The sequence below is a fragment of the Ochrobactrum teleogrylli genome (assembly GCF_006376685.1).
Taxonomy (GTDB): domain Bacteria; phylum Pseudomonadota; class Alphaproteobacteria; order Rhizobiales; family Rhizobiaceae; genus Brucella; species Brucella teleogrylli.
Genome location: NZ_VEWL01000015.1, coordinates 21945 through 36538 on the forward strand (window position 1 = coordinate 21945; position 14594 = coordinate 36538).

Here is a 14594-nt window from a genome sequence, read left to right on the forward strand (position 1 = left end):
ATTTGAGAAGGATAGAAACAGCATGAGCAAAACCACGCCAAGGCTGTTTTCCATTCCTTCCGGAACGCCGTTTCTCCCAGCCTTCGCCAAAGCCCTGCTTGACGGCAAACTGATCGAAGGCTTTCCCGGCAATCCCGCAGATCCTCTGGCGCTAGCCAGCGCCACGATTTATGTGCCCACGCGTCGTGCAGCCCGTGCTCTGCGTTCCGTCATCGTGGATATGAATCCGGCTAAGAGTGCTATTCTGCCCGCCGTCAGACCGCTTGGCGATGTGGATGAGGACGCGGCGTTTTTCAATGCCGGGGCGGCGGGCGTGTTTGACCTCAATCCGCCGATTGCAAAGGCCGAGCGGCTTCTGCTGCTGGCGCGTCTGATCCGTCCATGGCGCGAATCTCTGCCCGCCCATGTGCGGGCGCTGTTCGGCGTTGATGACGTATCGGTTCCAGCCACAACCGCCGATGCCATCTGGCTGGCCCGCGATCTGGCCGGGCTGATGGATCAGGTGGAAACTGATGGCGCGCAATGGAGCGAGCTCGCCAGCATCGCGCCCGACGATCTTGCCGACTGGTGGCGGGTGACGCTCGGTTTTCTCGATATCGTCACCAAGCTGTGGCCCGAAATTCTGGCTGAGCGCAAGCTTTCCAATCCGGCAGCGCACCGCAACGACCTGATCTGGGGGGAGGTGGCGCGCCTGCGCGATAACCCGCCTCCGGGGCCGGTCATTGTGGCCGGTTCAACGGGTTCCATTCCTGCCACAGCGGAACTGATTTCCGTCATCGCGCATCTGCCGAACGGCGCAGTCGTGCTGCCGGGGCTTGATCGCGATCTGGACGATGAGGCGTGGAAGATGCTGGGCGAGGCCGAGGACAATCCTTCGACCTTCGGACATCCGCAATATGGCCTGCACAAGTTGCTGCGTGCCATCGGGACGCTCCGCGAAGACGTCGAACATATCGAAGACATGTCACGCCAGAAACGTGTTCTGGAACGCGTTGTCAGTGAAGCGCTGCGCCCGGCGGAAACGACTGATGCGTGGGGTGCGCTCAGCCAGCACCCGGATATGCAACCGGACGTCCTTCTGTCTTCGGCGCATAAAATCGATCTCATTGAGGCGGCGAACGAACGCGAGGAAGCGCTGTCGGTGGCGCTGGCGCTGCGCGACGCCATCCATCAAGAAGGCAAGATCGCAGCGCTGGTGACGGCGGACCGCAATTTGGCGCGGCGCGTGGTTGGAGAACTGGCGCGGTTCGGCATTGATGCCGATGATTCCGGCGGGCGGCATTTGCGCGATGTCGAGACCTCGACGCTGCTGCGCCTGACGGTCGAAACGGTGTTCAACCCTGGTGATCCGGTGGCGCTGCTGGCTCTGGTGAAGCATCCTTTGCTGCGGCTTGAAACACCGCGCATCGACCGGCGTCTCGCTGGTGAAACGCTGGAGCTTGTCGCCTTTCGTGGTGGCACGGGACGCGCTTCCGTTATCGACCTGCCAGGCTTTTTCGACCGGCGATTGGAAGAAAGCGCCAATCAGTCCTGGCGTCCGGCATGGCATGACAGCATCACGCCGGAAATGATCGCTGCCGCCCGGGCCCTCTGTGAAAATCTGTCCCAGGCGGTGGCGCCGCTGGCACCTTTCGCGACAACAAGTCGGCGAACCAATATTGGCGAGATTGCGCGTGCGACGGCGCAAGCCGTTGAAAACATGGCGCGTGATGAAAACGGCAGCGTCGCCACTTTCTATTCCGGTGAGCGCGGCGAAAAAATTGCCTCGTTCCTGCGCGGTCTGGTGTCGAGCGAGTCGGAGCTGGATTTCGAAGCTAGCGAATGGCCCGCTATTCTGGATGCGCTGATGGCTGGCGAAACCGTCAAGCCGCATCCGGGCGGTCATCCGCGTGTCTTTGTCTGGGGTGCGCTGGAAGCGCGTCTCCAGACGGTCGATACAGTGGTGATCGGCGGTCTGAACGAAGGTAGTTGGCCCGCAAAGACGCGCAACGATCCCTTCATGTCGCGCCCGATGAAGGCGATGATCGCACTCGATCCGCCAGAGCGGCGCACCGGCCTTGCCGCGCATGATTTTCAAATGGCGCTTGGCATGGACCATGTGGTGTTGTCGCGTTCGCAGCGTTCCGATAATGCGCCGACGGTGACATCGCGCTGGCTGCAGCGACTTGAAACCGTGCTGGGTGCCGATGTGACGAAGGACATGCGCCAGCGCGGCCAGCGTTTCGTGCACTGGTCGCGGGAGATTGACCGTGCGCCGGATGTGCCTTTCGTCAAAAGACCTGAGCCTGCGCCACCGGTCGCAGCGCGGCCCAAGCATTTTTCGGTCACGGAAGTGGAAACGCTGCGCCGCGACCCTTACGCGATCTTCGCCAAGCGCATTCTCAAGCTGCGTCCGCTGGAGCCGTTGATCCGTGATCCGGCAGCGGCGGAACGCGGTACGCTGTTCCATGACATTCTCGGACACTTCACGCAGGAAAATATCGACCCGCTGGCACCGGATGCAGCCGAGCGCCTGACGGAACTGGGGCGCATCCTGTTTGCAGATATGGATTTGCCGACCGAAATCGAAGCCGTCTGGTGGCCGCGTTTCACGGCGCTGATCCCGCAGTTTCTGGAATGGGAGCGGGAGCGCGCTTACAATGTGCAGACGCGGTTTGCGGAAATCGCCTCGGACAAGCGCGACATCGATAGTCTTGGCATCACGCTTTCGGGCCGTGCCGACCGTATCGATCTGATGCGCGACGGGACTGCCGAAATCATCGATTATAAAACCGGCTCCACGCCATCGCCGCGTCAGGCGCATGTTCTGCTGTCGCCGCAGCTGGCGCTGGAGGCGGCTCTTCTGGTGCGGGGCGCGTTCCGTGAGGTTGGCTCGGTTCGGGCGTCCGATCTCACCTATGTGCGGCTTCGCGCCGGAGGCGAGGTGAAGCCGGAATCCATTCTGAAGATCAGCAGACCGCCATCGGAAAAGACCGCTCCCGCTTTGGGTGAGGAGGCATGGCAGCGCCTTGCCCAGCTTTTGGCTGAATATCAGAAGCCGGATAAGGGTTATCTTTCGCGCGCGCTGCCATTCCGCGAAACCGATCTTACGGGCGACTATGACCACCTCGCGCGCGTGCTGGAATGGTCCGCTGGCGGCGATGCCGGTGGGGAGGGCGGCGAATGAAGAAGAAACTCTATATTCCGCCGGAAACCATCGATGCGCAGACGCGGGCAGCCGATCCCGCCGCCTCGGTCTGGGTGTCGGCCAATGCCGGTTCCGGCAAGACGCATGTTCTGACCGAGCGCGTTATCCGCCTTTTGCTCGAAGGGACCGATCCGTCGAAAATTCTCTGCCTTACCTATACCAAGGCGGCGGCTGCGGTGATGCAGAACCGCGTCTTTGCGCGTCTGTCGGAATGGGCGGTGCTGCCGGATGCGGAACTGGCCGAACGGTTGAAGTCGCTGGAAGGTCGCAGGCCGGGCGCACCTCGCCTTGCGGTGGCACGGCGGCTTTTTGCCCGCGCACTGGAAACGCCGGGTGGGCTGAAAATCCAGACCATCCATGCGTTTTGCGAAGCCATCCTGCATCAGTTTCCACTTGAGGCAAACATCGCCGGTCACTTCGAGATGATGGACGATCTGATGCAGGTCGCACTCGTGGGTGAAGCACGGCGTCAGCTGCTCGAAACGGCGCATGGCGGTGGCGATGCGAATATCGCAGCCGCCTTTGCCGATGTGTTGCAGGCATCGGGCGAAATAGGGCTGCAATCGCTTCTGGACGAGGCGGTGAACCGGCGTAACGGCTTGCAGCGCTATATCGCGGAATTGGGCGTTGCCGAAACGCGCGCCGAGACCTTGCATCGCGCCTTCGGTTTCGATCGGGATGAGCGCGAAAGCGATATTCTGGCGGAGCTCTGGCCGGTTCCTGAATTCTCCGATGACGCGCTTGATCTCATTCTTTCGATCCAGAAGGGTGCTGCGCGCGCGCATGATTTTGCGCTGCAACTGAAGCGTTACGACAAGGTGAGCGTCACCCGTGACCGCGAAGCCGTGCTGCGCGCTGCGTTTCTGAAAAGCACTGGCGAGCCGAAATCCGGGTCCTATGTCGGCTCGGCGGCGGTGAAGAAACTGCTGCCGGATTTCGAGGAAGCCTTCGATGCAGCCGCTTCCCGTGTTGAAATGGGCCTCGACCGGCTGAAGGAATTGCGACTCGTGCGGCTCAATCTGGCCGCGCTGACGCTGATCGACGATCTTCTGCAACGCTATCATGATCTGAAGCGTAAGCGCGGTCTGCTCGATTTCGAGGACCTGATCACCCGCACCGTGGCGCTGCTTGCCCGCGACGGGGCAGGGCAGTGGGTGCAGTACAAGCTCGATCGCGGCATCGATCATATCCTCGTTGATGAAGCGCAGGACACCAGCCCCGACCAGTGGCAGGTTATCCGCATGTTGTCGGAGGAGTTCTTCTCCGGTCTCGGCCAGCGCAATTTGCAGCGCACGCTGTTTGCAGTGGGTGACGAAAAACAGTCGATCTATTCGTTCCAGGGGGCTGTGCCGGAAGATTTTGCCGCGCAGGGCCGTTCCGTCAGTCTTCGCGCAGGCGATGCCGAATTGAAGTTCGAGCGCGTCAGCCTCAACTTCTCCTTCCGCTCGGCACCGGATGTGTTGCAGGCGGTGGATGAAGTGTTTGCGAGGCCGGAAGCCAATCGCGGGCTTGCCGGTGCCACGGTTCACGATGCCATTCGCGCCGACGCGCCGGGCGAGGTGGAAATCTGGGATATGCTGACGCCCGAAGCGGTGGAAGAACCGGATGACTGGCGCGTGCCGGTCGATCATCTGGCCGCGCCCGCCGTGCGGCTGGCCGAACAGATCGCCGCCACCATCCGTTACTGGCTGGACAGGGGCGAACCCATTCCCGGTCAAAACCGCCGCATCGCGCCGCGTGATATCATGGTGCTGGTGCGCAAGCGCGATCAGTTCATGCCTGCCTTGTCGCGGGCGTTGAAGAATCTGGGCGTGCCGGTGGCGGGCGCGGATCGCCTGCGCCTCACCAGCCATATCGCCATTCAGGATCTGATGGCGCTTGGACGCTTCGTGTTGCAACCCTCCGACGATCTTTCGCTGGCTTCGCTTCTCAAAAGCCCGCTCTTCGGCTGGGACGATGACCGGCTGTTTGCACTGGCGCATCCGCGCGGGGCCGGTTCGACCTTGTTCGAACATCTCTACCGCGCCTCACGTGACGACGAGGCGCTTGCCGCCATCCACAAGACCTTGAGCCGTTGGCGCGGCATCGCCGACACCATGCCGGTTTTCGAGTTCTATGCCCGTATTCTGAGTGCTGACGGCGCGCGGCGAAAACTTCTGGCGCGACTTGGGCCGGAAGCGGGCGACATTATCGATGAGTTTCAGAACTACGCGCTCTCTGCCGAGCGGGCCGGTCTGCCCGGTTTGCAGGCTTTCCTCGAAACGCTGGATGCCGCTTCGCCGGAAATCAAGCGTGAGCTGGATCAGGGCCGCAACGAAGTGCGCCTCATGACCGTCCATGCGGCGAAGGGCCTTGAAGGCGCCGTGGTGTTTCTGGTCGATCCCGGCAGTGCCGTCTGGACCGGGAGCCGTGCGCCCAAGCTGATCCCCTATGATCTGGCGCATGACGGACCGTCGGTGAAAGGCTATCTCTGGCAGCCGAACGGGTCATGGCAGACCGGGTTTACTGCTGCTCGTATCGAAGAGCTAAAGGCCCGCGCCGAGGAAGAATACCGCCGCCTGCTTTATGTCGGCATGACGCGCGCCGAGGATCGCCTCATCATCTGCGGCTATCGCGGCACACGCGAGAGCGGAGAAACCTGGCACCGGCTGGCCGAGGACGCGCTTGCCATCAAATCGGAGACCTTTGTGCACCCCGTGCAGGGTGTCGCCGCACGACGCTATCGCAATACGCCACGCGGATTAACGGAGATTTTCGAGCCGGATCAGGCGGAGGCGACGCCCTTGCCCGGTTTGCCGCCGGAATATCTGCTTCCGGTCAAGCCCGAGGCGGGGCTCCCGCGCCCGCTGGCACCATCGGGCGCGTCGGCGCTGATTGAGGCGGATGAAGAGCCGCCGCTTGATGCAAGCTCCCCTGTGCTCGGGGATATCGTCAGCGACGGCACGCCCGGCTTTGCCCTGCGGCGCGGCACGGCGATCCACATGCTGCTGCAATATCTGCCGGAAGTGCCGGAGAGCGAGCGAGAGAAGCTGGCGGAAGATTATCTGGCCCGTATAGCGGGCGACTGGCCGGAGGCTGAGCGTCACAACGCCGTTTCGAGCGTGAAAGCTATATTGACCGATCCGCAATTTGCACCGGTTTTCGCTTCCGGCTCGCGTGGCGAAGTCGCAATCATGGGCACGATCAATCTTGGCGGGCGCGATCATGCCGTGTCCGGTCAGGTCGATCGCATCAGCGTGGACGAGACCCGCGTTCTCGTTGTCGACTACAAGACCAACCGACCGCCGCCCAAGACCGTCGAGGCGGTGCCTTTCGCTTATCGCGCACAGCTTGCGCTCTATAAGGCACTGCTGGAGCCGCTTTATCCGGGGCGGGTTGTGGAAACGGCCTTGCTCTTTACCGAGGGGCCGTTCCTGCTGCCGCTGTCCGATGCTGTGCTTGATGAAGCCATGCAGGCGCTGAGAGACTCTCAAGGAAAGGTGAGTAACTAGAACTTGACGGATGGCAGCAGACACGCCACATGATATAGCGAAGAAAGAGCGGATTACGTGTGAGTCTGTGAAGATGTCTGCCGTTCTTAACCATATAGAGGATAGCCCTATGGCAACCGTTAAGGTCGATAACAGCAATTTTCAGTCGGACGTTCTTCAGTCGAACGAGCCGGTCGTGGTGGATTTCTGGGCAGAATGGTGCGGTCCATGCAAGATGATCGCTCCGGCGCTCGACGAGATCGCCGCCGAAATGGCCGGTCAGGTCAAGATCGCCAAGGTCAACATCGACGAGAATCCGGAACTCGCAGCCCAGTTCGGCGTGCGTTCGATTCCGACGCTCCTGATGTTCAAGGACGGTGAACTTGCTGCCAATATGGTTGGCGCTGCTCCGAAGAGCCGCCTTGCCGACTGGATCAAGGCTTCTGCTGCTTAAGTAGAAATTATAGCAAGCAATAAAAAACCCGGCCTTGAGCCGGGTTTTTCTTTGTTCGAAGATCAGCGGTGTGCTTACTTCGACTTGTGCTGGGTGTCGTTATGGTCTTTATCGCCCGACCGGCATTCTTCATGCGTACCGGGAAGATAATATTTCCCGTCGGCAGCAGCTTTGGTGCCGGTGGGACAAACGGGCATTACAGCCTTGGTGTCCGTTTCCTTGGCGCCAGTTTCTTTTGCAATACTGGCAGCAAAGGACGGAGCAGCCGAAAGACCCATAAAAAGAATTGTAGAAATAATAAGAGTATTACGCATTTATATATCCATTCTTAAAATTACGACAATTCATTCTTGGATATAAATAAAGGCGGAATAATGACTAATAAAGTAACTCATAATAGTGTAATTTTATTAGGATGGTGGTGTGTTGTTCTCTCCTAATACTTCGCCCGCCAGATATAGCGATCCGCCGATCAGGATACGCGGCGGAATTTCATCGGCTGGCCAGGTGTCGTGCAGAAGTTTCAGCGCATTGGCGACCGAGTGAACCGGTTCGGCTGACAATCCGGCCTTCTGGGCGGCGACAGCCAGCGCATCATTGGGTATACCCGCATCGCTGGATGGGATCGGCACGGTGAACACATGACGCGCCATGCCCGCAAAGGCCTCAAAATAGCCGACGGGGTCCTTGGTGTTGATCATGCCGGTAATCAGGAACAGCGGACGCGCATTGCGTTCTTCAAGGTCGCCGAAGGCTTCCGCGATCACCGCGCCTGCGCCCGGATTATGTCCGCCGTCGAGCCAGATTTCCGAGGTTGGCGGTGCAAGATCGACAAGCGCCCCATGCGTCAGACGCTGCATGCGCGCCGGCCAGTCCACCACCATCAGCGCCTTTTCGACGGCCTTGTCGGGGATGTTGAAGCCCGCAAGCTGCACTGTTTCGATGGCGGCGGCGGCATTGGCAATCTGGTGACGACCGGGCAGGCGCGGCAGCGGCAGATCGATCAGCCCATCCTCGTTCTGGAAGATCATGCGGCCATGTTCTTCGAAGGCGAGGAAATCCTGACCATAGACCGAAACCGGACAACCGAGCCGGTCCGCGGTGGAAACAAGCACCTCGCGCGCCGCATCGAAAGGCTGAAAGCCGACGACGACCGGGCAATCCTTCTTGATGATCCCCGCCTTTTCGGCGGCGATCAGTTCTACACGGTCACCGAGATATGCCTGATGGTCAATGGAAACCGGCATGATCAGCGATACGGCAGGTTCGGGAATGACATTGGTGGCGTCGAAGCGTCCGCCCAGCCCGACTTCCATGATGACGACATCGGCTGGATGCTCGGCAAACAACACGAAGGCCACGGCGGTGAGGATTTCAAAGACGGTGATGTGCTGGCCGCCATTGGCGGCTGCGACGCGCTCAATGGCCTCGGCCAGAACGTCGTCCTCAACCAGCTGGCCACCACCCGGCGCAGCCAGACGATAACGCTCGTGCCAGTTGACCAGATGTGGGGAAGTGTGGACGTGGACGTCAAAGCCGCCAGCTTCCAGAATGGCGCGGCAGAAGGCAGTCGCTGATCCCTTGCCATTGGTTCCGGCAATATGGATCACGGGCGGCAATTTGAGATGCGGATTGCCGAGCTTCTCCAACAGACCGCGAATGCGGTCCAGGGAGAGGTCAAATCCTTTCGGATGCAGTTGCATCAGCCGCTCGATAGCGGCAGCCGCCTTGCCTGCCACGATCTGGCTGCCCATATCAGGCCGCCTTGCTGCCAGTGTTGCTATCGGCGTCTGGTTTTGGCGCTACAGGACTGTCGGTGTTGGCCGGCTGCTTGGTCATGATCTTCAGGAGACGTGCAATCGTTTCCTTCAGCTCGGTGCGGGGAACAACCATGTCCACCATGCCGTGTTCCATCAGATATTCAGCACTCTGGAAACCTTCCGGCAGTTTTTCGCGGATGGTCTGTTCGATCACGCGCGGACCGGCAAAGCCGATCAGCGCGCCCGGCTCAGCAATATGAATGTCGCCCAGCATGGCGTAGGAAGCGGTCACGCCGCCCGTGGTCGGGTTGGTAAGCACGACGATGTAAGGCAGGCCTGCCTCTTTCAGCATTTCCACGGCAACGGTGGTGCGCGGGAGCTGCATCAGCGAGAGAATGCCTTCCTGCATGCGCGCGCCGCCCGATGCTGCGAACAGAACCAGCGGGCGCTTCAGCTCGATGGCTTTTTCAAAGCCCTGAATGATCGCCTCACCGGCACCCATGCCGAGCGAACCGCCCATGAAGCCGAAATCCTGCACGGTGGCGACGATCGGCAGACCTTCAATGGTGCCAAGGCCGTTGACGATGGCGTCATCCATGCCGGTGCGGGTGCGGTAATCCTTGAGACGGTCGATATATTTCTTCTCGTCGCGGAATTTCAGCGGATCGACCGGCACCTTGGGTGCTTCCAGCGTGGTATATTCGCCATTGTCGAAGAAGAAGCGCAGGCGGTCCTTCGCCTTGATGCGCATGTGATGGCCCGAAGACGGGATCACGAACTGGTTGCTTTCCAGATCCTTGTGGAACACCATCTCGCCGGTGGACGGATCCTTGATCCAGAGGTTTTCCGGCATTTCGCGACGACCAAGCATCGAATTGATCTTCGGACGAACGTAGTTGGTGATCCAGTTCATGACGTTTGGTTCCGTTTCTTGTTCTTCGACGGCAAGCACTTCCGACAGAAAGTGCGGGCGCTTTTGCGCCCGCTTATGCGGAAAAGCAACTCTACCCGCTTAAATGGACGATTTATTGGGCGGCTTCAAGGCGTGTCGTGCGAACGCTTTGCGCCAGTGCACCGACAAGTTTGCTCACAGCGGCCACAGGATCGCCCTTAAGCGCGCCTTCCGGCGTCAGTTCGCCGGCCACCGCATTGACGATTGCCGTGCCGACGACGACGCCATCCGCATGGGCGGCAATGGCGGCAGCCTGTTCCGGCGTCTTGACGCCAAAGCCGACGCAGATCGGCAAATCGGTGCTCTTCTTGATGTGACGCACCGCGTCGCCGACGCGGGCCGTATCGGCAATGGCCGAGCCGGTGATACCGTTCATCGAGACATAATAGACGAAGCCCGACGAATTATGCAGAACCTTCGGCAGACGCTTGTCGTCGGTGGTCGGCGTGGTCAGGCGAATGAAGTTGATGCCCGCCTTCATGGCCGGGACGCAAAGTTCCGCATCCATTTCCGATGGCAGATCGACAATGATCAGGCCATCAACGCCGGAGGCCTTGGCATCGGTCAGGAAGCGCTCGACGCCATAGATATAGATCGGATTGTAATAGCCCATCAGCACGATCGGGGTCGTGTCGTCTTCCTTGCGGAATTCGGCGGCCATATAAAGCGTCTTGGAAAGCGACTGCCCGGCTTTCAGCGCGCGCAGACCGGCAGCTTCGATGGCCGGGCCGTCCGCCATCGGATCGGAGAAGGCCATGCCAAGCTCGATCACATCGGCACCGGCCTTGGGCAGCGCCTTCATCACCTTGAGCGAAGTTTCGAGGTCGGGATCGCCGCCCATGAAATAGGTGACCAGCGCCGGACGGCCCTCGGTCTTCAATGCGGCGAATTTGGTGTCGATGCGAGTGGTCATACCGTGCCCCGTGGCAAAGTGCGCGCAAGATAATCGGCGATGGGTTTGCCGGACATGGCCGTCTCCATCCAAGCGCGCCGTTCAAAGTCAATAATTCCGAGTTCCCAGACGCAGGCCATCAGCAAGGGCTGTGCGGGCATGAATTCGATCTCGTCGCCGAGTTCGGACTGCCACAGCATTTCCGTTGCAATGCCGCCTTCCAGCCACCAGTGAAGCAGAAGCCAGAGGCTTTCCTCACCCTGATGGAGAATGGCGAAACCAGCGTCCAGATGCGGCAGGGCTTCAAGCCTTGCCGCAGCATTTGCGATCTGCCGGCGGGCAATGCCCACCGCAGCTTCGGCAAGCGGATTGGAAGGGTCCGCTTCGATGATGTTGAGCTTGATCGTCGCCGGGCCGCATTCCGTCAGGCCGTCGAACCATGCGGCGCGCGGTCTGTAGGTGGAAGCGTCAGCGGCGTCTTTGCCCATTCTGTCCTCAGATATCCATGCCGAGCAGCTTGCCGACCGTGTGAACGTCCTTATCGCCACGGCCAGACAGGTTGACGATCATGATCTGATCCTTGCCCAAGGTTGGCGCCATCTTGACGGCCTGCGCAATGGCATGGGCGGATTCGAGCGCCGGAATGATGCCTTCGACGCGGGTTGCAAGCTGGAAGGCATCCAGTGCTTCCTGATCGAGGATCGGCACATAATCGACGCGACCCGTATCCTTGAGCCAGGAATGTTCCGGGCCGACGCCCGGATAGTCGAGACCGGCGGAGACCGAATGGCCTTCGAGGATCTGGCCATCTTCGTTCTGGAGCAGATAGGTGCGGTTGCCGTGCAGAACGCCGGGACGACCTGCGCTCATCGATGCGCAATGCTCGTCACCGTCCAGACCGTGACCGCCTGCCTCGACGCCGACGATCTTGACCGATGCGTCATCAAGGAAAGGATGGAACAGGCCGATGGCATTGGAACCGCCGCCGACAGCCGCGATGATGACATCCGGCAGACGGCCTTCCTGTTCGAGAATCTGCTGGCGCGCTTCCGTGCCGATGACCGACTGGAAGTCGCGAACCAGTTCCGGATAAGGATGCGGACCGGCAGCCGTGCCGATCAGGTAATAGGTGTCTTCAACATTCGTGACCCAGTCGCGAAGCGCTTCGTTCATCGCGTCCTTGAGCGTGCCGTTGCCAGCCGTAACCGGCTTCACTTCGGCACCCAGCAGCTTCATGCGGAACACATTCGGCTTCTGACGTTCAACGTCCGTCGCGCCCATATAGACCACGCAAGGCAGGCCGAAACGTGCAGCGACGGTTGCCGATGCCACACCATGCTGGCCAGCACCGGTTTCGGCGATGATGCGCGTCTTGCCCATGCGCTTGGCGAGCAGAATCTGACCGAGGCAGTTGTTGATCTTGTGGCTGCCGGTGTGGTTCAGGTCTTCGCGCTTGAAGTAGATTTTTGCACCGCCCAGATGCTTGGTCAGCCCTTCGGCATAATACAGCTTCGACGGGCGACCGGCATAATAGGTCGAAAGGGCGGAAAGCTCGGCCTTGAATTCAGGATCGTTCTTGGCCGTTTCATAGGCTTCCTGCAATTCGAGGATCAGCGGCATCAGCGTCTCGGCGACGAAACGTCCGCCGAAAATACCGAACATGCCCTCTTCGTCCGGGCCTGTCTTGTAGGAATTGGGTTCAACCGGCTTGTTCAACGCTTCAGCTCCGTCATGTTCAGGCGCGTTTTGCGGATGGTGACACATCCGCATCGGCGACAGCCTGGAAAAAATCTTCAATGAGACGCACGTCCTTAACGCCGGGTGCGCGCTCGACGCCGGACGATATGTCGATGCCCGGCGCGTGCGTCTCGTGCAGCGCCTCGGCAATATTGCCAGCGTTCAATCCACCGGAAAGCATGTAATCGACATCCGCGTCAAGCGCATCGAGCAGGGCCCAGTCGAAGGAAACCCCGTTGCCGCCCGGCAATTCCGATCCCTTCGGCGGCTTGGCGTCGAACAGGAAGCGGTCGGCAATGCCCTTATAGGGCGCGATGGCGGCCAGATCGTCGGCGCTGCGGATCGCAAAGGCTTTCATGACCGGCAGGCCATAGCGTTCCTTCACAAAGCGCACGCGCTCAGGCGTTTCATGGCCATGCAATTGCAGAATATCCGGTTTTACGGCGCTGACGATTTCATCCAGCGTCGCATCGTCGGCATCGACCGTCACGGCGACAGCTTTGGCGCGGCCAAGCGCGGCAGGGCGCAAAACGGCTGCGGCGTCCGGCGTGATATTGCGCGGGCTTTTGGGAAAAAAGATAAAGCCGATATGCGTCGCACCGCCGTTGAGAGCGGCAGCGACTGTATCAGGCGTTTTCAGCCCGCATATCTTGATATCCAAAACCATGGTTTCCCGTCGCACAAAACGGTGCGCTTCTCAAGCAGTTCGCAGCTATTCTCTGGCGGTATGTCCGTCAAAACCACGTGCGATCAAGAAATCATACGCTTCCATGACCTCCATGGGAACCGCCTGCGCAATCTGGTAGCCTTTGGCGGGATAGTCCAGAATGCGCTCCAGATCGCCGGTCATCTCGTTGATGAGCATCTCCACCGGATAGGAAGGCGTCGACTGTTCTTCAAAGGAAAGGAGCGGTGCCGTCACGCTTGCCTTTGCTTCCGGCCATTGCCGGGCGACGGTGGCATGCACGCGGCGCTGGGTCTGCGGCTTGGTGACGAAAATCGGGCTGATCACGCCGGGCAACATTTTTTCCAGCGAGAAGCGGATGTTTTCTCCGATATTAGTGGCGTTGGGCTCGATGGTGATTGCTTCTTCCGGCACTCCGCGCCGGATCGCCACTTCGGCAAAGGCTTCCGCTTCGCTGGCAGGATAGAGGTTTTCGGTCCAGTGACCGCTTTTGCCGGTGAAGATCACCAGCGGCGCCATGCCTTCAAGATAGAGATCGGCAGCGCGCTCTGCCACACGCAGATCATAGCTGCCAAGGCCGATGATGACATCGGATGCCGGAATTGGATCGTAAACGCAGTGGTAGTCCCACAGCACCTTGGCGGCGGTCAGTATCGATGGGTTCATGTAAAGTCTATAGCCTGTAATGCGCTGCCATTTCGCTTCAGCCACGCCTTGCAGCGTTCCGTATCGGGGCAAAGCTCCTGACAGAGTTTCCAGAATTGCGGCCCATGATTCATCTCGATCAGATGCGCGACTTCATGCGCGACGAGATAGTTGATGACGGCCGGTGGCGCCATGCCGATCCGCCATGAAAAGGAAAGAACGCCATCGGAGGTGCACGACCCCCAGCGGCTCTTGGTGTCCTTGAAGCGGACGGCCTTGGCCTTGCGACCGACGCTTGCCGTGTGGCGGATGACGAGCGCCTCTATATCGCGCTTCACCTGCCCTTTGAGATAGTCTGCCAGACGGCGCGGCAGATGGGCGGGGTCGCCGTGAACCAGCAGCACATTGCCTTCAAGGAGGTCGACTGTGCCGCGTCCGGGCTGATGTGTAATCAGATGCGGCACGCCGCGGATCGGAATTTTCACGCCGGGGCGAACACCCGGCTGATCCGGCAGTTTGGTGATGCGGCTTTCGATCCAGCCCTGATGGCGCTTGAGAAAACTCTGCACTTCGCGCTCGGGCAGTCCGGGCGGAACAGTGATGCGCAGGCCTTTTCCGCCAGCTTCGATGCGCAGCGTCAGCCGTTTGGCGCGCGGGTTTTCGAAGACACGCAATGACAGCTCGCGACCGGCCACCGCATGGATGCGTTCGCTCCGGACAGTTGCCGTATTGGCAGATGCCCTGTTGCCGCTGATTTGCCGAAGGAAGGATAAGCCCATCGCGTAAGAATAAGCGATTCGTGCGAAAAGCCA

The 14594-nt window shown here is 60.1% G+C and carries 12 protein-coding genes; 3 read left to right on the forward strand and 9 right to left on the reverse strand.

The window, feature by feature from the left end:
* The first annotated feature begins 22 nt into the window (after window positions 1-22).
* The 3 genes from addB (at window position 23) to trxA (ending at window position 7111) form a co-directional block, all read left to right on the forward strand.
* A complete protein-coding gene (addB, locus tag FIC94_RS19090) occupies window positions 23-3166 on the forward strand; it encodes a double-strand break repair protein AddB (RefSeq protein WP_140026062.1) in 3144 nt (1047 codons plus the stop codon).
* On the forward strand, window positions 3163-6678 hold the full coding sequence (gene addA, locus FIC94_RS19095) for a double-strand break repair helicase AddA (protein ID WP_140026063.1): 3516 nt from the start codon (window positions 3163-3165) through the stop codon (window positions 6676-6678). Before addB ends, addA begins: the two co-directional genes overlap by 4 nt.
* A gap of 109 nt (window positions 6679-6787) precedes the next feature.
* Window positions 6788-7111, forward strand: a complete 324-nt coding sequence (gene trxA / locus FIC94_RS19100; protein ID WP_078337659.1) for a thioredoxin — start codon at window positions 6788-6790, stop codon at window positions 7109-7111.
* Window positions 7112-7185: 74 nt separating this feature from the next.
* On the opposite strand, the gene FIC94_RS19105 is transcribed toward trxA, so the two are convergent.
* From FIC94_RS19105 to FIC94_RS19145, 9 genes are all read right to left on the reverse strand, one after another.
* Complete coding sequence (locus tag FIC94_RS19105) at window positions 7186-7425, reverse strand: hypothetical protein (protein WP_140026064.1); 240 nt, start codon at window positions 7423-7425, stop codon at window positions 7186-7188.
* A gap of 96 nt (window positions 7426-7521) precedes the next feature.
* Entirely contained in the window at window positions 7522-8814 is a 1293-nt protein-coding gene (locus tag FIC94_RS19110) for a bifunctional folylpolyglutamate synthase/dihydrofolate synthase (RefSeq protein WP_180918063.1), read from the reverse strand.
* A 52-nt stretch (window positions 8815-8866) separates the two neighbouring features.
* Window positions 8867-9784: an acetyl-CoA carboxylase, carboxyltransferase subunit beta gene (gene accD / locus FIC94_RS19115; protein ID WP_140026065.1), complete on the reverse strand. Its 918-nt coding sequence runs from the start codon at window positions 9782-9784 to the stop codon at window positions 8867-8869.
* A 112-nt stretch (window positions 9785-9896) separates the two neighbouring features.
* Entirely contained in the window at window positions 9897-10736 is an 840-nt protein-coding gene (trpA, locus tag FIC94_RS19120; protein WP_140026066.1) for a tryptophan synthase subunit alpha, read from the reverse strand.
* Entirely contained in the window at window positions 10733-11203 is a 471-nt protein-coding gene (locus FIC94_RS19125; RefSeq protein ID WP_109370056.1) for a hypothetical protein, read from the reverse strand. Before FIC94_RS19125 ends, trpA begins: the two co-directional genes overlap by 4 nt.
* A gap of 7 nt (window positions 11204-11210) precedes the next feature.
* Entirely contained in the window at window positions 11211-12431 is a 1221-nt protein-coding gene (gene trpB, locus FIC94_RS19130) for a tryptophan synthase subunit beta (protein ID WP_140026067.1), read from the reverse strand.
* A gap of 19 nt (window positions 12432-12450) precedes the next feature.
* Complete coding sequence (locus FIC94_RS19135) at window positions 12451-13119, reverse strand: phosphoribosylanthranilate isomerase (protein WP_109370057.1); 669 nt, start codon at window positions 13117-13119, stop codon at window positions 12451-12453.
* 45 nt (window positions 13120-13164) lie between these two features.
* Complete coding sequence (locus FIC94_RS19140) at window positions 13165-13803, reverse strand: YdcF family protein (RefSeq protein WP_140026068.1); 639 nt, start codon at window positions 13801-13803, stop codon at window positions 13165-13167.
* A complete protein-coding gene (locus tag FIC94_RS19145) occupies window positions 13800-14561 on the reverse strand; it encodes a M48 family metallopeptidase (RefSeq protein WP_140026069.1) in 762 nt (253 codons plus the stop codon). The genes FIC94_RS19140 and FIC94_RS19145 overlap by 4 nt, the downstream gene beginning before the upstream one ends.
* Window positions 14562-14594: the final 33 nt, after the last annotated feature.

Bases quoted from the DNA above. Each gene is read 5' to 3' on its own strand.
- addB (WP_140026062.1), top strand. From the start codon at position 23: ATGAGCAAAACCACGCCAAGGCTGTTTTCCATTCCTTCCGGAACGCCG.
- addA (WP_140026063.1), top strand. From the start codon at position 3,163: ATGAAGAAGAAACTCTATATTCCGCCGGAAACCATCGATGCGCAGACG.
- trxA (WP_078337659.1), top strand. From the start codon at position 6,788: ATGGCAACCGTTAAGGTCGATAACAGCAATTTTCAGTCGGACGTTCTT.
- FIC94_RS19105 (WP_140026064.1), bottom strand. From the start codon at position 7,425: ATGCGTAATACTCTTATTATTTCTACAATTCTTTTTATGGGTCTTTCG.
- FIC94_RS19110 (WP_180918063.1), bottom strand. From the start codon at position 8,814: ATGCAACTGCATCCGAAAGGATTTGACCTCTCCCTGGACCGCATTCGC.
- accD (WP_140026065.1), bottom strand. From the start codon at position 9,784: ATGAACTGGATCACCAACTACGTTCGTCCGAAGATCAATTCGATGCTT.
- trpA (WP_140026066.1), bottom strand. From the start codon at position 10,736: ATGACCACTCGCATCGACACCAAATTCGCCGCATTGAAGACCGAGGGC.
- FIC94_RS19125 (WP_109370056.1), bottom strand. From the start codon at position 11,203: ATGGGCAAAGACGCCGCTGACGCTTCCACCTACAGACCGCGCGCCGCA.
- FIC94_RS19135 (WP_109370057.1), bottom strand. From the start codon at position 13,119: ATGGTTTTGGATATCAAGATATGCGGGCTGAAAACGCCTGATACAGTC.
- FIC94_RS19140 (WP_140026068.1), bottom strand. From the start codon at position 13,803: ATGAACCCATCGATACTGACCGCCGCCAAGGTGCTGTGGGACTACCAC.
- FIC94_RS19145 (WP_140026069.1), bottom strand. From the start codon at position 14,561: ATGGGCTTATCCTTCCTTCGGCAAATCAGCGGCAACAGGGCATCTGCC.